The 18,494-nt window shown below is 68.7% G+C and carries 15 protein-coding genes and 3 pseudogenes; 3 read left to right on the top strand and 15 right to left on the bottom strand.

The window, feature by feature from the left end; all coding sequences use genetic code 11:
• The 8 genes from QE428_RS11830 to QE428_RS11795 all read right to left on the bottom strand — a co-directional run bounded on the left by QE428_RS11830 (nucleotide 1) and on the right by QE428_RS11795 (nucleotide 8,818).
• Entirely contained in the window at nucleotides 1-834 is an 834-nt protein-coding gene (locus QE428_RS11830; protein ID WP_307469440.1) for a shikimate dehydrogenase, read from the bottom strand.
• Nucleotides 834-2,234, bottom strand: coding sequence for an endolytic transglycosylase MltG (gene mltG / locus QE428_RS11825; protein ID WP_307469437.1), 1,401 nt, complete (start codon nucleotides 2,232-2,234; stop codon nucleotides 834-836). Before mltG ends, QE428_RS11830 begins: the two co-directional genes overlap by 1 nt.
• Nucleotides 2,235-2,253: 19 nt before the next feature.
• Nucleotides 2,254-2,706 (bottom strand): Holliday junction resolvase RuvX, encoded by a 453-nt coding sequence (gene ruvX, locus QE428_RS11820; protein WP_091353529.1) that lies wholly within the window; start codon nucleotides 2,704-2,706, stop codon nucleotides 2,254-2,256.
• Entirely contained in the window at nucleotides 2,703-5,369 is a 2,667-nt protein-coding gene (gene alaS / locus QE428_RS11815; protein ID WP_307469431.1) for an alanine--tRNA ligase, read from the bottom strand. Before alaS ends, ruvX begins: the two co-directional genes overlap by 4 nt.
• 70 nt (nucleotides 5,370-5,439) lie before the next feature.
• Nucleotides 5,440-5,691: an ATPase gene (locus tag QE428_RS11810; protein WP_091353521.1), complete on the bottom strand. Its 252-nt coding sequence runs from the start codon at nucleotides 5,689-5,691 to the stop codon at nucleotides 5,440-5,442.
• Nucleotides 5,692-5,765: 74 nt separating this feature from the next.
• The gene (rpsD, locus tag QE428_RS11805) at nucleotides 5,766-6,422 is read right to left on the bottom strand and encodes a 30S ribosomal protein S4 (protein WP_018186731.1); all 657 of its coding nucleotides are present in this window, start codon (nucleotides 6,420-6,422) and stop codon (nucleotides 5,766-5,768) included.
• 139 nt (nucleotides 6,423-6,561) lie between these two features.
• On the bottom strand, nucleotides 6,562-7,473 hold the full coding sequence (locus tag QE428_RS11800; protein ID WP_307469424.1) for a tetratricopeptide repeat protein: 912 nt from the start codon (nucleotides 7,471-7,473) through the stop codon (nucleotides 6,562-6,564).
• Nucleotides 7,466-8,818, bottom strand: coding sequence for a replication-associated recombination protein A (locus QE428_RS11795; protein WP_307469422.1), 1,353 nt, complete (start codon nucleotides 8,816-8,818; stop codon nucleotides 7,466-7,468). Before QE428_RS11795 ends, QE428_RS11800 begins: the two co-directional genes overlap by 8 nt.
• 126 nt (nucleotides 8,819-8,944) lie before the next feature.
• Between QE428_RS11795 and QE428_RS11790 the strand changes: the two genes are divergently transcribed.
• The 3 genes and pseudogenes from QE428_RS11790 (at nucleotide 8,945) to QE428_RS11770 (ending at nucleotide 11,236) form a co-directional block, all read left to right on the top strand.
• Nucleotides 8,945-9,247, top strand: a complete 303-nt coding sequence (locus QE428_RS11790) for a dioxygenase (RefSeq protein WP_133399582.1) — start codon at nucleotides 8,945-8,947, stop codon at nucleotides 9,245-9,247.
• A 60-nt stretch (nucleotides 9,248-9,307) separates the two neighbouring features.
• A pseudogene (locus tag QE428_RS14705) lies at nucleotides 9,308-10,571 on the top strand (DUF349 domain-containing protein).
• Nucleotides 10,572-10,666: 95 nt separating this feature from the next.
• Entirely contained in the window at nucleotides 10,667-11,236 is a 570-nt protein-coding gene (locus QE428_RS11770; RefSeq protein ID WP_307469410.1) for an SAM-dependent methyltransferase, read from the top strand.
• Here QE428_RS11770 and QE428_RS11765 read toward each other — a convergent pair.
• The 7 genes and pseudogenes from QE428_RS11765 to ruvA all read right to left on the bottom strand — a co-directional run bounded on the left by QE428_RS11765 (nucleotide 11,215) and on the right by ruvA (nucleotide 18,461).
• A complete protein-coding gene (locus QE428_RS11765) occupies nucleotides 11,215-13,482 on the bottom strand; it encodes a bifunctional (p)ppGpp synthetase/guanosine-3',5'-bis(diphosphate) 3'-pyrophosphohydrolase (protein WP_307469407.1) in 2,268 nt (755 codons plus the stop codon). The two genes, QE428_RS11770 and QE428_RS11765, sit on opposite strands and share 22 nt — an antisense overlap.
• A gap of 69 nt (nucleotides 13,483-13,551) precedes the next feature.
• Nucleotides 13,552-14,541, bottom strand: a complete 990-nt coding sequence (secF, locus tag QE428_RS11760) for a protein translocase subunit SecF (protein WP_091353499.1) — start codon at nucleotides 14,539-14,541, stop codon at nucleotides 13,552-13,554.
• Nucleotides 14,541-16,257: pseudogene (gene secD, locus QE428_RS11755) on the bottom strand (protein translocase subunit SecD). The gene secF and the pseudogene secD overlap by 1 nt, the downstream one beginning before the upstream one ends.
• Before the next feature lie 38 nt (nucleotides 16,258-16,295).
• Complete coding sequence (locus QE428_RS11750) at nucleotides 16,296-16,472, bottom strand: hypothetical protein (RefSeq protein WP_307470788.1); 177 nt, start codon at nucleotides 16,470-16,472, stop codon at nucleotides 16,296-16,298.
• Between the two features lie 103 nt (nucleotides 16,473-16,575).
• Nucleotides 16,576-16,647, bottom strand: a pseudogene (locus tag QE428_RS11745) (preprotein translocase subunit YajC); the annotation flags it as partial.
• A gap of 178 nt (nucleotides 16,648-16,825) precedes the next feature.
• Nucleotides 16,826-17,857, bottom strand: coding sequence for a Holliday junction branch migration DNA helicase RuvB (gene ruvB, locus QE428_RS11740; protein ID WP_091353488.1), 1,032 nt, complete (start codon nucleotides 17,855-17,857; stop codon nucleotides 16,826-16,828).
• On the bottom strand, nucleotides 17,850-18,461 hold the full coding sequence (gene ruvA, locus QE428_RS11735; RefSeq protein ID WP_133399581.1) for a Holliday junction branch migration protein RuvA: 612 nt from the start codon (nucleotides 18,459-18,461) through the stop codon (nucleotides 17,850-17,852). The genes ruvB and ruvA overlap by 8 nt, the downstream gene beginning before the upstream one ends.
• Nucleotides 18,462-18,494 lie beyond the last annotated feature (33 nt).

The following is an 18,494-nucleotide window of genomic DNA, read 5'->3' as shown; positions in this document are numbered from 1 at the left end:
CTAGTCTCCCACGAGCGCGCGGCGCATGACGGCCACGACCTCGGCCTCTCGCGGCAGCGGCTCGTCGACCCCGCCGGTCGCGAACGCGCGGATCTGCAGCACGGCCTGGTGCAGCAGCATCCCCTCCCCTCCACGCGCCGAATCGCCCGCGCGATCCCACGCCCGCGAGAGATCGGTCGGCCAGTGACCGTACACGACGTCCATCAGCGGACCGCCGGTCGCCGCCAGAGCGCCAGCGACGGAATCCTCCACCGACACGCCTCCGGGCAGGGTCGCGATCGTGACGTCGACGCGGCGCTCCACAGGCTCGCTCAGGAGCGCCGTCGTCACGTGGACACCGACGCGGTGGCCGAGGTCCACGAGCGTCGCCGCGGCCTCCGGGCGCCGAGCGACGATCTCGACCTCGCCGACCCCGAGCTCCGCCAGCGCGACGAGGGCAGCGGATGCCGTCGCCCCCGCGCCGACGATGCGCGCCCGATGGGCGGACACGATGCCCTGCTCGCCCAACGCAGCGACGATTCCGCCGACATCGGTGTTGAAGGCACGCCATCCGTCGCCCGTCCGCACGAGCGTGTTGGCCGCACCGGTCAGCATCGCGCGCGCGTCCCGATCGGCCGCCGCGGCGAATGCGGCGTGCTTCAGCGGCATCGTGAGCGAGAGGCCGCGGTGTGCGGCATCCAACCCGGTCAACTCCGCGTGGAAGGAACGCTCATCCACGCGCCGTCGACCGTACGTCCAGTCCCAGCCGAGGAAGCCGTAGGCCGCCGTGTGCATCGCCGGTGACAGGCTGTGGTCGATCGGATCGCCCCAGACCTCCAGGGCGACGTCGCTCATCAGGAGCAGCCCCCGTCCGGGTTGTCCCGGCACCACTGCTGGTACTGCGCGACGGCCTTCTCGTGCTCGGCGAACGTCGCCGAGAAGACGGTCTCGCCCGTCTCGAGGTTGACGGTGACGAAGTACTGCCAGGGCCCGTCCGCGGGTTCGAGCGCCGCCTTCATCGCGAGCTCGCCCGGGTTCGCGATCGGGGTGACCGGGAGACCCTTCTTCTTGTAGGTGTTCCAGCCGTTGTCGTCCTCGAGCTCCTCCGCCCGCGAACTCGTGCCGCCCTCGCGGTCCTGGAAGGGGTACTGCGCGGTCGAGTCCATCTGCAGCAGCCCGTCGGTGTCGCTGATGGCCGGGTCGAGCCGGTTCTCGATGACACGCGACACCTTGTAGAAGTCGTCGGCGTACCGCGCCTCCTTCTCGATGATGGACGCGACCGTGAGGATCCGTTCCCGCTGATCGGTGGGGACACCGGCGTCGTCGAGCGCTTGCACGGTGCGGTCGACCATCCTCTGGATGACCTCTTTCGCCGTCACGTCAGGATCGAAGGTGTAGGTGGCCGGGAAGAGCCACCCCTCCAGCGTCTCCGCCTTCACGCCGTACGCGCTCGGGTCCTTCACGGCGTTCTCGACGTCCTCCAGGGGAAGACCGATCCCCTCCGCGATGCGCGGAACGGATTGTGCGACCGTCAGCCCCTCGCGGAGCTGCGCGGTGTACTCCTGCTTGTTCGTCGGGTCGAGCAGAGCCTGGTAGGCCGCCTCCGAGGTCATCTTCTTCTGCAGCGCATAGACGCCGGGCTTGAGCGCGCTGGGATCCTCGGCGCTCTCGATCAAGTACGAGTAGAACGCGTCGGACGTCTTCGTCACGCCCGCGTCGAACAGCGCGCGGGAGATGTCCGCGCCGGTCTGTCCCGACAGCACCGTCACGCTGGCCTCGCCCTCTGCCATCCCCGCCTCGAAGTCCTTCGGCTCCTCCCAGCCGAGGACCTTCCGGATCTGATCCTCATAGGTGGTCCACACGGCGACGCCGCCGCCGACGAGCCCGCCGATGATCGCGAGGACGATCGCGAACACGCCCCATGCCGCCACGCGGCTCTTCCGACGGTCCTTGTCGTGGCGCTTCGACGAGCTCGACGGGGCCTTCAGGCCCTTCTCCTCGAAGAGCGCGTCGATCGGCGCCGTCGTCGACGCGAGAGGCCGATCCGCCACGGGCGTGCGCCGAGGGACAGCGGATGCCGGGGGCACAGCCGCGACGGGCTCGCTGACCGGCTGCCGGTCGCCCTGCAGGTTCTCCGCGGCAGGAGCGTCGTCGACGCCAGAAACACTCTGCGTGTTCTGGCGCTGCGCCTCTCGTGCCGCACGACGCGACGTCGGCGCCTCGGGAAGGTCGCCAGGCGACGGGGTCTCGGGCATCGATGGACTCCTGCGTCTTTTACAGCGCCGCACCGGCCGGGTTGCCGGTGCTCTTCTCGACATCGATCGCCTGCTGGAGGAGAACGACCGCGGCGATCTGGTCAACGATCCTACGAGACGACTTCTGCGAACGCCCGTTCTGACGGAGCACGGCGTTCGCCGACACGGTGCTCAGCCGCTCGTCCACCAGTCGGATGGGCACATCGACAGCGGCCGAGAGCTCAGTGGCGAACTCGCGCGCATCGGTCGTCGACGCGGTCTCGGATCCCCCCAGGCTGATCGGGAGACCGACGAGGATCTCGATCGGGTCGTACTCGCGCGCGATCTCGACGATGCGCGCGACCGAGGTCTCGGAGCGGGGAACGGTCTCGACCGGGACGGCGAGCATCCCGTCCGGATCGCACCGTGCGACCCCGACGCGGGCTCGCCCGACGTCGATGCCGAGACGGATCCCGCGACGGAAACCGCTCACGCGGTCGCACCCTCCAGTGCCGCGACGATCCCGGTCAGCGCAGCCGGCAGAGCCGAGGCATCCGTCCCGCCTCCCTGTGCCACGTCATCACGGCCGCCGCCACCGCCGCCGAGCACTCCGGCAGCGGTCTTCGCCAGGAGTCCCGCCTTGGCACCCGCGGCGCGCGCGGCCTCGGTGGTTGCGACGATGACGATCGGACGCCCACCGGCCTCACCCGCGAGGGCGACGACACCGGCGTCGGAACCGAGACGCTCGCGCACCTGCAGGGCGAGCGTCCGAAGGTCGTCGGCGGAGGCGACCGGGCCGATCGACTGCGCCACCACGCGGTAGGAGCCGGCCGAGACGGCGGATGCCGCAAGAGTCGGCACCCGCTCACCGAGGGCCTTCGCCTCGAACTGAGCGATCTTCTTCTCGGCCGCCTTGAGGCTGGCCTGCAGCTCCGCGATACGCGCGGGCAGCTGGTCGCGCGGGATCTTCAATCCCGACGTGAGCTGCGACACGATGGCACGCTCGGCTGCGAGCTCGCGGAAGGCGTCCTGGCCCACGAGTGCCTCGACGCGGCGGTTGGAGGCGCCGACGGACGACTCCCCCACGAGGTTGATGAGCCCGACCTGGGCGCTGGAGGACACGTGGGTGCCGGCGCAGAGCTCGCGCGACCACGGGCCGCCGATGTCGACCATCCGCACGGTGTCGCCGTACTTCTCGCCGAACAGCGCCATGGCGCCCGCCGCCTTCGCCTCGTCGAGCGACATGACGCGGGTCGTGACCTCGAGGTCGTCGCGGACGGCGTTGTTGGCGATCTCCTCGATCTCGCTGCGGGTCTCGGGCGAGAGCGCCTGGCCCCACGAGAAGTCGAACCGGAGGTATCCCGCACGGTTGAGGGAGCCCGCCTGCGTCGCACTCTTGCCGAGCGTGTCGCGGAGAGCCGCGTGCACGAGGTGGGTCGCGGAGTGGGCCTGCGCAGCCGCGCGGCGGTTGGCGGCATCCACCACCGTCGTCGCGGCGTGACCGACGGCGACCTCGCCCGTGGTCACCTCGACCGTGTGGCTGATGAGGCCGGGGACGGGCTTCTGCACGTCGAGGACCTCGAGCTCGTAACCCGGACCGACGATGACGCCCTTGTCGGCGACCTGGCCGCCCGACTCCGCGTAGAGGGCGGTCTCGGCGGTGATCACCTCGGCGATCTGCCCCTGCGAGGCACGGTCGGCCGGAGCGCCGTCGACGAGGATGCCGAGGATCCGGGACTCGGTCTCGAGATCGGTGTATCCCGTGAAGACCGTCTCACCCAGCGCGCGGAAGTCGCGGTAGACGCTCGTGTCGGCGAGCTGACGCTTGCGGGAGCGGGCGTCGGCCTTGGCGCGGTCGCGCTGCTCCTTCATGAGGGTATCGAAACCGGCGCGGTCGACCGAGAGACCGGCCTCTTCGGCGATCTCGAGCGTGAGGTCGATCGGGAAGCCGTAGGTGTCGTGCAGGAGGAATGCCTGCGAGCCGCTCAGCGCGGTCGACTGCGTGGACTTGGCGGACTCGATCGACGTGTCGAGGATCTCCGATCCGCTCGCGAGGGTGCGGAGGAAGGTCGCCTCCTCGGCCAGCGCGTACTGCGACAGCCGAGCGTAGTCGGTCTCGACGACCGGGTAGGACTCCCTCATCGCGTCGCGCGACACCGCGAAAAGCTCCGCGAACGTCGGGCCTTCCACGCCCAGCAGGCGCATCGACCGGATCGCGCGGCGCATGAGGCGGCGCAGGATGTAGCCGCGACCGTCGTTCGCCGGCGTCACACCGTCGGAGAGCAACATCAGCGACGAGCGGATGTGGTCGGCCACCACGCGGAAGCGGACGTCGTCGTCGTGGTTCTCGCCGTACCTCTTGCCCGAGAGCTCCACAGCCTTGTCGAGGACGGGACGGACCTGGTCCGTCTCGTACATGTTGTCGACGCCCTGCTTGATGAACGCGACGCGCTCGAGGCCCATGCCGGTGTCGATGTTCTGTGCCGGGAGGTCGCCGATGATGTCGAACTCGTACTTCGAGCGCACGTTCGTGATCTCGTACTGCATGAACACGAGGTTCCAGATCTCGACGTAGCGGTCGTCGTCCGTGGCGGGCCCGCCGTCGACGCCGTATTCGGGACCGCGATCGAAGAAGATCTCGGAGCACGGGCCGGCGGGACCGGGAAGCCCCGTGGTCCAGTAGTTCGTGTCCTTGCCCAGGCGCTGGATGCGCTCCTCGGGAAGGGTCGAGTGCTCGAGCCAGAGCTGGATCGCCTCGTCGTCCTCCTCGTAGACGGTGACCCAGAGATCCTTCGGATCGAATCCGAGTCCGCCGTCTTCGTCGGGGGTGGTGAGGAGCTCCCACGCGTACCGGATCGCGTCCTTCTTGAAGTAATCGCCGAACGACCAGTTGCCCAGCATCTGGAAGAACGTGCCGTGACGCGGGGTCTTGCCGACCTCCTCGATGTCGTTCGTGCGGATGCATTTCTGGTTGTCCGCCGCGCGCTTGTAGGGCGCGGGGACGTCGCCCGAGAGGTACGGGATGAAGGGGACCATGCCGGCGACCGTGAACAGCAGCGCCGGGTCATCACTGACGAGGGATGCCGAGGGCACGATCGTGTGCCCGCGCTTCTCGAAGTAGTCCAGGTAGCGCCGGGCGATCTCAGCGGTCTTCATCGTGTGTCCTCAAACTGCATGCGGGATCGGTCGCGTCCCAGGGGCCGCGACCGGGAGATGGGGAAGTGGGTCAGTCGCCCTGCGGGGCGGACGCGGCATCCTTCGACACGGCATCCTTCGACAGGGCGTCCTGCGCGTCGGCGACGATGCCCTCGATCTTCGCCTCCTGCGTCCGGTAGGCCTCGCCCATCCGGTCGGTGAACTCGGAGATGCGGAGGTCGACCTCGGAGAGGAGCTCCTGGCCTCGCGGATCCTTGTTCACCAGGTGCGCGGCGACGAAGCCGGCGACGATGCCCATCAGGAACCAGAGGACTTTCTTCATGGGTCCATGTTAGGTGCAAAGCAGAAGGGGCGCCGGGTGAACCCGACGCCCCTCCGAACCGCGTGATCCGAGGATCAGCGCGCGGCGTAGTACTCGACGACGAGCTGGACTTCACAGGTGACCGGGACCTCGGCGCGCTTGGGGCGACGCTCGAGACGGGCCTGGAGCTTGTCGAGCTCGACCGACAGGTAGCCGGGAACCGGGGGCAGGACCTCGGCGTGACCGCCGGCGGCTGCGACCTGGAACGGCTCGAGAGCCTCGCTCTTGGCCTTGACGTGGATCGTCTGGCCCGGCTTCACGCGGAAGGACGGGCGGTCGACGAGCTGTCCGTCGACGAGGATGTGACGGTGCACGACGAGCTGACGCGCCTGTGCCGTCGTGCGGGCGAAGCCCGAACGGAGCACGAGCGAGTCGAGACGCATCTCGAGGAGCTCGACGAGGTTCTCACCGGTCAGACCCTCCGTGCGGCGGGCCTCGTTGAAGGTGTTGCGCATCTGCTTCTCGCGGATGCCGTACTGCTCGCGCAGACGCTGCTTCTCGCGAAGACGGACGGCGTAGTCGCTGTCCTGCTTGCGCTTGGTGCGGCCGTGCTCACCGGGAGCGTAGGGACGCTTCTCGAGGTAGCGGGCGGCCTTGGGGGTCAGCGCGACGCCGAGGGCGCGCGAGAGGCGCACCTTGCGGCGGTCCTGGGACTTCGTTGCCACGAAATCTTCCTTCCATGACGTGGCCATGTCTTTCACGGCTCACGGGCGTATCGCCTTCTCTCGCCCTTGCGGACTGCACGCCGGGGCACGCCGAAAGGTGGGAAAGAGAGAAGAGGATGCCCGAAAACACGGTTTCGAGCCGATTAAGCCTAACAGACGGGTCGGATCATCCCTGGCCGCGCCCCAGATCGAGCGCACCGGGCGGATAGAAGGGCAACGCATCAGCGTCGAGGTCGTCGATCCGGTACCAGCCGACCGATGTGTCGCCGTCGAGCACCTGGATCCGCTCGTCGACGCCCAGGTCGTCGAGCTCCGGGCTGCGCACCGCGAAGACGTAGGCGATCTCGTGCCCGGGGCGGCCGTCGTTGTCGAAGATGTTCTCGAGGACCCCGAGGAGCCGCGAATCCGTCATGGTCGCCCCGAGCTCCTCCGCGAGCTCCCGGCGGACCGCAGCATCAGCCGTCTCCCCCGGCTCGACACCGCCGCCCGGAGCCCGCAGGAATGCCGGACGCTCCGGCGTCGCCGAGTACAGCTCCCCGAGGACGTACCCGTCCCTGACGACGACGGCGACAGCGATGACGCGGATGCGGGGGCGCGATCGGACCTCCGCCGCATACGCTCGCAGCGCGCGGCCGTAGAGAGGTATCTCGTCCGCGAGAGCTCGAAGGGCGGTGCGGAGCGCGCGGACGGGCTTGTCATCGTCGTACAGGGCGAGCGCTCGGAATCCCGCCGCCGCGCCCGCCAACGGGTCGGTCGGCGGGACGTCCTTCAGGACGGCGATCGCGCCCGAAGCATCCCCCACATTCCGCAGGGAGCTCGCGAGTTGGATCCTCGCCTGCGTCGCGAAGGGCGCCTCCAGTCCCCCAGCGAGCGCCGCACGATAGAGCGGGATCGCCGCCGACTCTTGTCCGAGGAAGTCCTCAACCGACGCGCGCTCGAACAGGGCTCGAGGGTCACCCTCGGGTCGCCCGGTGAGCGCCTCTCGCATCGCGATTCGGAGGGCGTCGGGATTCTCTTCGTCGGCGGCCGCCCACACGTCGTCGATGCGGCGGTCCACCTGCCCCGGCGCCTCAGTCACCGAGGATCTTCCGGATCTTCTCGAGTCGGGCGGAGATGTCGCGCTCCATACCCCGACCGGTCGGCGCGTAGTAGCGGCGTCCTCGCAGTTCGTCAGGCAAATACTGCTGCGTCGCGACACCGACCTCGAGGTCGTGCGGGTACACGTATCCCTTGCCGTGACCCAGGCGCTTCGCCCCGGCGTAGTGCGCGTCCCTCAGATGGATCGGCACCCGCCCGAACCCTCCCGCACGGACGTCCGCGATCGCCGCATTGATGGCGTTGTAAGCGGCGTTCGACTTCGCGGTGGTCGCGAGATAGGCGGTGGCCTCCGCGAGTGGGATGCGCCCCTCCGGCATCCCGATGAACGCCACCGCGTCAGCGGCCGCCACGGCGATCTGAAGAGCCTGCGGGTCGGCGAGCCCGATGTCCTCCGCGGCTGAGATGACCAGGCGCCGGGCGATGAATCGCGGATCCTCGCCGGCTTCGATCATCCGGGCGAGGTAGTGCATCGCGGCGTCCGGATCGGACCCTCGGATCGACTTGATGAAGGCGCTGATGACGTCGTAGTGCTCATCGCCCTGTCTGTCGTACCGCAGCAGTGCGCGATCGACGGCTTGCGCGACGTGCTCGGCCGTGATGACGGGCGGCTCCGGCGGGGCATCCTCGCTCTCTTCCTTCGACGGCTCGACCGGCTCGGCCATCGACGCCGCGGCCTCGAGCGAGGTCAACGCACGACGCGCATCCCCTGAAGCGAGGTGAACGAGGGCGGCCCGCGCCTCATCCGAGAGGGTGACGGCGCCGGCAAGGCCTCGGGCGTCGGTGACGGCGCGGTCGACCAACATGCCGAGGTCCGCATCGGTGAGTGGCTGCAGAGTGAGGAGGAGAGACCGCGACAGCAGGGGCGAGATCACCGAGAAGGACGGGTTCTCGGTCGTCGCCGCGATGAGGATGACCCACCCGTTCTCGACGCCCGGGAGCAGGGCGTCCTGCTGCGCCTTGGTGAAGCGGTGGATCTCATCGAGGAAGAGGATCGTGGAGGCGCCGTACAGGTCGCGCTGGGTCATCGCCTCTTGCATGACCTCACGGACGTCCTTGACGCCGGCGGTGACGGCCGAGAGCTCCACGAACCGACGGCCGGAGGTCCGCGCGATCGCCTGCGCCAGCGTCGTCTTGCCGGTCCCCGGCGGCCCCCAGAGGATCACCGAGACTGCGCCGGTGGTCGCGCGCCCGGGGTCGGCGAGGGCGACGAGCGGCGACCCCGGACGGAGCAGGTGGGTCTGGCCGGCGACCTCGTCGAGGGATGCCGGGCGCATCCTCACGGCCAGAGGCGTCGCTCCGCGAAAAAGCGCATCACTCTGTGCCATCCCTCCAGGCTAATCGCCCCCACCGACATCACGCCCCGACCGGTGCCGCCGGGTTTTGCCCCGGGCGCGGGGCCGAATAATCTGCAGAAGGCTGCGCTCTCGCTCAGCCTCGACGGGAGGAACGCCGTGGCAGCGGGCAAGGACAAGGGTCGCTCGAGCGCACAGGAGCGCGAGCGCGCACGTCTCTACGAAGCGCGACGACGCTTCCACGCCTCCGTCATCCAGCGACGCCGCCGCGACAACGTGATCGCCGGCGTCGCCGGTGGTGCGCTTCTGCTCGCGGTCCTCGGCGGGCAGGTCGCCTACTACACGCTCGGGCCCGGCACTCCTGAACCCGCGCCGTCCCCGTCTCCGTCGCAGAGCCCGGGTGCGACCCCCGCTCCCTCCCCCGAGCCGTCTGAATCCCCGACTCCCACTCCGACTCCGTGACCGGCGCGTACTAGGCTGAGTCACTAATCCGACCCCCATGCGGCGCATGCCGCCGACGAGGTGACCCCCGTGAGTTCCGCCACCCCCGAATCCGCCGAGACCCAGCCGTGGGGCCGCGTCGACGACGACGGCACCGTCTCCGTCCGCGAGGGCGATCAGTGGCGTGTTGTCGGCCAGTACCCCGACGGCACCCCCGAAGAGGCTCTCGCCTACTTCGAGCGCAAGTACGCCGACCTCGCCTCTGAGGTGACCCTCCTCGAGGTGCGCCACCGGCGCGGCGGGGCGTCGGCATCCGATCTGCGCAGCACCGCCCGCACCATCCGCGAACGTCTCGACGGCGCTGCCGCCGTCGGCGATCTCGCCTCGCTGGAGGCCCGCGTCACGTCGCTCGAGGGCGCGCTGTCCGAGGCGAGCGCCGAAGAGGCGCAGGCTCAGCGCGCAGCGGTGGATGCCGCCGTCGCCGAACGCGAGGGCATCGTCACCGAGATCGAGGCGATCGCCGCCAAGGACCCGCGCTCCATCCAGTGGAAGCAGACGACAGCCGACGTGGCAGCCCTGTTCGCACGCTGGCAGGAGCACCAGAGCACTGGACCCCGTCTGCCCAAGGCGGTCGGTCAGCAGCTCTGGAAGCGATTCCGCGACGCCCGCGCCATCGTGGACAAGAACCGCCGCGAGTTCTACTCGAGCCTCGACGAGCAGCACAAGAGCGCCCGCGACGCGAAGACGCGCCTCGTCGAGCGCGCCGAGGCACTGGCGCCGAGGGGCGAGGGACGGCATCTCGGCGTACCGCGAGCTGCTCGACCAGTGGAAGAGCGCCGGCCGCGCCGGAAAGAAGGCGGACGACACGCTCTGGGCCCGCTTCAAGGCTGCGGGTGACGTCCTCTACGGCGCGCGCATCGAACGCGAGAACGCGGACGTCGAAGCATCGAAGGAGAAGATCGAGGCCAAGCGCGCTCTGCTCGACGAAGCCGCCGCCGTCGCGAAGGAGAAGGACAACGCCAAGGCGCGGACCCTCCTCACGAACATCCAGCGCCGCTGGGACGAGATCGGTCGTGTGTTCCCGCGCGACACCGAGCGTGGCCTGGACGACCAGCTCCGCAAGGTCGAGACCGCGATGAAGTCCCGTGAAGACGAGGACTGGAAGCGCAACAACCCCGAGACGAAGGCGCGTCAGAACGACATGACGAGCCAGCTCCAGGATGCGATCTCGAAGCTCGAGGACGAGCTCACGGCCGCAGAAGCCACGAAGGATAAGGCCGCCATCGCAAAGGCGAAGGACGCGCTCGAAGCCCGCAAGGGCTGGTTGCGGGCCCTCGGCGGCTGACACGTCGGATCTGACGAGAGCGGAGCACCCTCCCGGGTGGTCCGCTCTCGTCGTTTCTCCACAGCCGGAATTCGACTCCGGCCCGACGCGCCCGTATGACGCAGACTGCCCTCATGTGGCCGTTCCTCTATTTCGCCGATGACCGCCTGTCGACCGCGGAGCTGACGGCGGCTCGCCTGGACGGCGATCTCGTGGAGATCGGCGAGGCCTTCATGCCGGCGGACGCCGTCGAAACACGCGAGCTGCGCGCGGCATCCTTCCGCTCGGTCGGCGGACCGGAGCGCGCGGTCACGCACGCCAGCGCCGCCTGGGTGCACGGTGCCATCCCGGAGCCGCCGCTCATCCAGAGCCTGCAGCGGGCGGGGAGACGGCGTGCGGCATTTCCGGTCGACGCTCGCATCCGGTTCCGCGACGTCGCCCTCCCGGCCCGTGACGTCGAGCTCATCAGCGGCGTCGCCGTGACGACCCCGGTCCGCACTCTGGTGGACCTCATCCGCGAGGCCGCCGTGGGTACCTCTCCACGCCACCTGGTCGATGACATGCTCGCGTGGCGACCGGACCTGCTCGACGATGCCGTGACCTGGATCGGGCAGGCAGGACCCGTCCATCACAAGCGCGCGGCGGCTGCCGAACTGCGACGGCGTCAGGAAGAGGTGACCCGGTAGACGTCGTAGACCGCGTCGATGCGCCGGACGGCGTTCAGCACGCGGTCGAGGTGGACCGTGTCGCCCATCTCGAAGACGTACCGGCTGAGCGCGAGACGGTCATTCGTCGTCTGGACGGATGCCGAGAGGATGTTCACGTGGTGCTCGCTGAGCACCCGCGTGATGTCGCTCAGCAGCCCCGAGCGGTCGAGGGCCTCGACCTGGATGTGGACGAGGAAGACGCTCTTGGACGTCGGCGCCCACGAGACCTCGATGAGCCGGTCCGGCTGGTCGCGGAGCGCGCCGGCGTTCGTGCAGTCGGCGCGGTGCACGGAGACGCCGCTGCCGCGCGTGACGAAACCGACGATCTCGTCCCCCGGGACCGGCGTGCAGCACTTGGCGAGCTTCACGAGGATGTCGGGCGCACCCCGGACGAGGACGCCCGAGTCTCCGCCGCGCGGCGCTTTGGACCGGCCGACGGCAGGAAGGTCGATGGGACCGGTGGAGGTGTTCTCCTCCTCCGTGCGGACGAGGGCGGTGACCTTCTCGATGACCGACTGGGTCGACACGTGCCCTTCGCCGACCGCGGCGTAGAGGGCGGTGACATCCTCGTAGCGGAGCTGGTGCGCGACCGCGGTGAAGGAGTCCTGATTCATCAGACGCTGAAGCGGCAGGTTCTGTCGGCGCATCGCGCGCGCGATGGCGTCCTTGCCCTGCTCGACGGCTTCGTCGCGCCGCTCCTTCGTGAACCACCCGCGGATCTTGTTGCGTGCTCGGGTGCTCTTGACGAACGCCAGCCAGTCCTGGCTGGGGCCGGCATCCGGGTTCTTCGAGGTGAACACCTCGACGACGTCACCGGAGTGCAGCTCCGATTCGAGCGGCACCAGGCGACCGTTGACCTTCGCACCCATCGTCCGGTGGCCGATCTCGGTGTGCACGGCGTACGCGAAGTCGACGGGGGTCGCACCGGCGGGGAGCCCCACGACGCGCCCCTTGGGGGTGAAGACGTAGACCTCCTTCGCGCCGATCTCGAAACGGAGGGAATCGAGGAACTCGCTCGGATCGGCGGTTTCGGCCTGCCAGTCCGAGATGTGCGCCAGCCACGCCATGTCCTGGTCGATGGCCTTGGAGTCCGCCTTGCCGCCGGAGATCTGCTCCTTGTACTTCCAGTGCGCGGCCACGCCGTACTCGGCCTGCTGGTGCATCTCGTGGGTGCGGATCTGAATCTCGACCGTGCGACCGCCGGGACCGATGACCGTCGTGTGGAGCGACTGGTACAGATTGAACTTCGGCGTCGCGATGTAGTCCTTGAACCGGCCCGGGATCGGCGTCCACCGTGCGTGGATAGCGCCCAGGACCGCGTAGCAGTCGCGAACCGTGTTCACCATGACGCGGATGCCGATGAGGTCGTAGATGTCGTCGAACTCGCGACCTCGGACGACCATCTTCTGATACACGGAGTACAGCTGCTTGGGTCGTCCCATCACGCGACCTCGGATACGCAGATCCCGCAGGTCGGCTTCGACGTTGTCGATCACCGTGTGGACGTACTGCTCGCGCTGCGGAGTGCGCTGCTTGACGAGTGAGTCGATCTCGGCGTAGAGCTTCGGATGAAGCACGGCGAACGACAGATCTTCCAGCTCGCTCTTCGCGGTCTGGATGCCGAGGCGATGCGCCAGCGGAGCGTAGATCTCGAGCGTCTCGCGCGCCTTCTTCGCGGCCTTCTCAGGCGGCACGAACCCCCAGGTGCGCGCATTGTGCAACCGGTCTGCGAGCTTGATCAGGAGGACGCGGATGTCCTTCGACATCGCGACGATCATCTTGCGGACGGTCTCGGCCTGCGCCGCGTCGCCGTACTTGACCTTGTCGAGCTTCGTCACACCGTCGACGAGCATCGCGACCTCGTCGCCGAAGTCCGCCGTCAGCTGGTCGAGGGAGTAGTCGGTGTCCTCCACGGTGTCGTGGAGGAGGGCTGCGGCGATGGCGCGCGGACCCAGGCCCAGTTCCGCGAGGATCTGCGCGACCGCGAGCGGGTGCGTGATGTAGGGCTCACCGCTCTGCCGCTTCTGGGACGCATGCGCCTTCGCGGCGGTCCGATATGCACGCTCGACGATCGCGATGTCGCCCTTGGGGTGGTGCACGCGCACCGTTCGCATGAGCTCCTCGAGCGCGTCGCGCGACGGCGCACGGGAGAAGATGCGCGGGACGAGGCGACGGAGGGACTGCCCGCCCGTCGCCGACCCTGTCGGAGTGACCGCTTCAGCCATGCGATCGCCTCCTGTCTGCCCGTACGCGCGTGGAACTGGAGGTCAATCCTACGCTCGCGGCCATGCCGCTCAGACCGCGGCTACTGCGGCCGAACGGGACTCGAGGATGCGCTGATCGCGAGCCTTCAGGTCGCCCTCGTTCTCGCGCAGGAGCGAGTAGAGCGGCGCAGCGACGAACAGCGTGGAGTACGCCGCGACGATCGTTCCGACGAAGATCGACAGCGAGATGTCCGTCAGAGTCTGCGCACCGAGCCACAGCGCGCCGATGAAGAGGATCGCACCGGTCGGGAGCACTGCCACGACCGTCGTGTTGATGGATCGGACGAGGGTCTGGTTCACCGCGAGGTTCACCGATTCCCCGAAGGTGCGGCCGGACTTCTCGCCGTCCTCGAAGGTGTTCTCACGGATCTTGTCGAAGACGACGGTCGTGTCGTAGAGAGAATACGACAAGATCGTGAGGAAGCCGATCACGGCCGCCGGTGAGATCTCGAACCCGAAGAGGGCATAGACGCCGACGGTGACGACCAGAACGTCGACGAGACCGATCATCGCGGCAACGGACATCTTCCACGTCCGGAAGTAGAGCGCCAGGATCAGGAACGTGAGGACGAGGAAGATCGCCAGGCCCCACAGCGATTGACGCGTGACGCTCTCACCCCAGCTGGGGCCGATGAACGAGGAGCTGACGCTGTCGTCCGACACGCCGTAGGCGGTGACGAGCGCATCGGTGACTTCGCGCGTCTCGATCTCGCCGAGCTGGTCGGTCTGGATGCGGAGGCTGTCGTCGCCGACCGTCGTGACGCGGGTCGCGGCATCCGGGACCACGGACTGGACCGCCTCGGTCGCGAGCAGCTGATCGGGCTTCGCGACGTCGTTCACGGTGAACTGCGACCCACCGGTGAACTCGATCGAGAACTGGATGGGACGGAAGACGGGAACCAGCGCGGACCCGATCACCAGGATCGCGGCGATGAGGAACCAGAGCCGGCGGCGTCCGACGAACGGGAAGGAGACCTTCCCGGTGTAGAGGTCGTTTCCGAAGTCACTCATGGAACGCATCAGTCGTCCCCCTCCCCTGCCGAGCGCGTATCGCTGCTCTGCTGCGCGAGCTTGCGCTCGGCGATGGTCTGGCGGCGAACCGCCTCGTTGCGAGAACGCGACGACCGCTTCTCGGCTTGCGACGTACCTCCGGCAGCCACGGGCGTCCGGAACTGCGCACGCCCGCGGTAGACCGCGCCGAGCGCCGTCGGGTCGAGCCCCGAGAGCGTGTGTCCACCGCCGAAGAAGCGCGTCCGTGCGAGAAGCTGGAGCACGGGGTGGGTGAAGAGGATGAAGATCAGGATGTCGATCACGGTCGTGAGGCCGAGGGTGAACGCGAAGCCCTTCACCGTGGCGTCGGCGAGGATGTAGAGCACGACGGCGGCCAGGATGTTGATCGACTTCGAGATGTAGATCGTGCGCTTCGCGCGCGCCCAGCCGTCCTCGACGGCGCCGGTGATCGACTTGCCGTCGCGGAGCTCGTCTCGGATGCGTTTCGAAGTAGACGATGAACGAGTCCGCCGTGAAGCCGATCGTGACGATGAGGCCCGCCACACCGGCGAGCGACAGCCGGAAGCCCATGCGCCACGCGAGGATGCACAGCGTGATGTAGGTCAGGATGCCCATGACCGCGAGAGACGCGATGATCACGAAGCCGAGCGCGCGGTAGACCGTCAGCGAATAGATCGCCACGAGCGCCAGACCGATCAGGCCGGCGACGAGACCGATCAGGAGCTGCTGTGATCCGAGCGTCGCGGAGATGGAGTTGCTGCTCTGCACCTCGAAGCTGAGCGGGAGCGCACCGTACTTCAGCTGGTCGGCGAGGGTCTTCGATGTCTCCTGGTCGAAGTTTCCGGTGATCTGCGGCTTGCCGTCGGTGATCACCGCGTTCATGGAGGGCGCGGAGATGACCTCGCCGTCCAGCACGAAGGCGAACTGGTTCTGCGGGGACTGCAGGTTGAACAGTCGCTGGCTGATGTCGCCGAAGGTCTTCGTGCCCTCGCCGTTGAACACGATGTTCACGGCCCACTGGCCGTTCTGCGAGTTCAGCCCGTTGGTCGCGTCCGAGATGGCGGACCCATCGAGCTCCACCGGGCCGAGCAGGTACTTGGCCGCTCCGTCGGTGTCGCACGTGATGAGCGGCTCGTTCGCCGGCTCCTGAGCCGGGTCGGTCGCCGGGTTCGCGCAGTCGTAGGCGAGGAACTGCGCCTGCACCTCTTCGGTCGCCCACGACAGGTCGCTGCCGTTGGTCGGGGCCGGGGTGGGCGTCGCGTTCAGGGACGGTCCGGGAGTCGGGTACGGCGTCTGCTTGCCGTCGTCTCCGACGAAGGTGTTGCTGGGCGCCGCCGTGTAGAGCACCGCGCGCAACTGCATCTGCGCGGAGCGACCGATGCGGTCGCGGGTCTCCTCGTCGGCGATGCCGGGAAGCTGGACGACGATCTGGTTGCCCGCCTGCGTGGTGATGTCCGTCTCACCCACACCCGAGGCATCCACACGCTGACGGATGATCGAGACAGCCTGCTGCATCTGCTCCGGAGTCGGAGGCGTGCCCGCCTCCGTCTGCGCCTGGAGGATGATCTGCGTGCCGCCCTGCAGGTCGAGCGCGAGCTCGGGAACCCAGGAGCTCCTCTCGAAGAGGTACACGCCCGCGGCGTTCACCCCGAAGAGGACAGCAGTCAGAGCGAGGAGTCCGATCAGTGCGCGCCAGGCGCGGCGGACAGGGGTGGATGAGGCCACGGAGGGAACTTTCGTCAGGGACCGCCGAAGCGGGAAGGTCAGGCCTTGGGCTTGTCGTCCGCGTCGGGGGCGCCGTCGGCAGGACGCGAGTCGAGGATCGTCTCATCGCGCGAGACGATGACATCGTCGCCGGCGACCTGCTCGGTCTCCTCGACGACGGGCTCCTCGTCCTCGACGATGCGCAGGATCGCCTGGCTGTGGACCTCGACGACCATGCCGGGGGCGAGCTCGACGTGCGCGGGCTTGGAGAGATCGGTGGGCGTCGTACTCGACGATCGTGCCGTAGAGGCCGCCCTGGAGCAGGACCTTCACGCCCGGGACCATCTGCTGGGCCTTCTGCTCCTGCTGTTCCTTCATCTTCTTCGTGCGACGACGCGAGCTGATGAACATGAAGACCAGCAGGGCCGCCAGCAGGATGAGCAGGCCGTAGTCCGTGAAGAAGTTTCCTCCGGTGGGGGCCTGCGGGGTGTTCTGCTGGGCAAGAAGCAACATGGACGCGGGTCCGCCTTTCGAGAGGGCACGCCGCATCGATGCGGCGAAGAGGGTGGGAGGCCGGAGCCTTCAGCGATTATAGGTCATCGAGGGTGAGCGCCCCGTCGTGGCGGGGGATGCCCAGGTGCGCGTACGCCTCAGGGGTCGCCACACGGCCCCGGGGGGTGCGTCCCATGAAGCCGATCCGGACGAGGTACGGCTCGACGACCGACTCGATCGTGTCCGCTTCCTCCCCCACCGTGACGGCGAGCGTATTGAGTCCGACGGGACCGCCTCGGAAGCGGCGGACGAGCGCATCGAGAACCGCGCGGTCGAGCCGGTCGAGCCCCAGGTCGTCGACGTCGTAGAGCTCGAGCGCGGCCGAGACGTCAGCGGTAGAGGCCTGCGTCGATGATCCACCGTGCACGACGACGTAGTCGCGCACACGCCGCAGCAGCCGGTTCGCGATGCGGGGGGTGCCGCGCGAGCGCCGGGCGATCTCCTCACGGGATGCCGCGGGCACGTCGACGTCGAGCATGACCGCGGAGCGGGCGATGACCTGCTCGAGCTCGACGGGCTCGTAGTACTCGAGGTGCGCGGTGAACCCGAACCGGTCGCGGAGCGGGTTGGGGAGCAGCCCGGACCGCGTGGTCGCTCCGACGAGGGTGAAGGGCGCCAGGTCGAGCGGGATGCTGGTCGCACCGGCGCCCTTGCCGACCATGATGTCGATGCGGAAGTCCTCCATCGCGAGGTACAGCATCTCCTCGGCGGAGCGCGCCATGCGATGGATCTCGTCGATGAAGAGCACCTCACCCGGGACGAGGCTCGACAGCAGTGCGGCCAGGTCGCCGGCGTGCTGGATCGCCGGGCCGCTCGACATCCGAAGGGGTCGCTCGCTCTCGTGCGCGACGATCATGGCGAGCGTCGTCTTTCCGAGCCCGGGAGGGCCCGACAGGAGGATGTGGTCGGCCGGGCGCTGCTGGATGCGGGCGGCATCCAGCAGCAGTTGCAGCTGACCGCGCACCTTCATCTGACCGATGAACTCGGCGAGCGAACCGGGCCGGAGCGCGCCCTCGACGGCCAGCTCGGTCTCGTCCTCGGGAAGACGCTGGTCGCGGGCGTCAGACACCGCTGCGCTCCGCACGAGCAGGACCGAGCTGGGCCAGGGCGAGCTTCAGGAGCGCCGGCACGGTCGCACCCGCCGGCGCGTCGGCGAGCACGCTCTCCGCCGTCTCGACGGCGACGCGCTCGTTCCACCCGAGCGCCATGAGGGCGGCCGACACCTGCGCACCGAGTCCCTGCGGGATCGGCGCGCCCACGGCGGTGCGCGCGGGGGCCGTCAACTTGCCCGCGAGCTGCACGACGATCAGCTTCGCGGTCTTCGGGCCGATCCCCGACACCCGCCGGAACGGTGCATCGTCCTCGTCGGCGACGGCCGTGGCGATCTGGTCGACCGTGAGAGACGAGAGGACGCCGAGAGCGGACTTCGGCCCCACCCCCGAAACGCTGAGGAGCTGACCGAACACGTCGAGCTCGGAGCGCTCCTCGAAGCCGAAGAGCAGCATGGCGTCCTCCCGGACGATCATCGCGGTGTGCACGAAGACGTCGTCGCCCAGGTGCAGCTGCCGCGCGTGCTGCGCGGTGACCGCCACGGCGTAGCCGACGCCGTGCACGTCGATGACGACGGAGTCGGGTTCGAGGTGCAGCACGCGGCCCCGCAGCGAGGAGATCATGAGTCGAGCCTACGGGAGCATTCGGAGGTATGT

The sequence above is a fragment of the Microbacterium sp. SORGH_AS_0505 genome (assembly GCF_030818715.1).
Taxonomy (GTDB): domain Bacteria; phylum Actinomycetota; class Actinomycetes; order Actinomycetales; family Microbacteriaceae; genus Microbacterium.
Note: the sequence above shows the minus strand (reverse complement) of the source record. Positions and strands in the feature narration are given on the sequence as shown.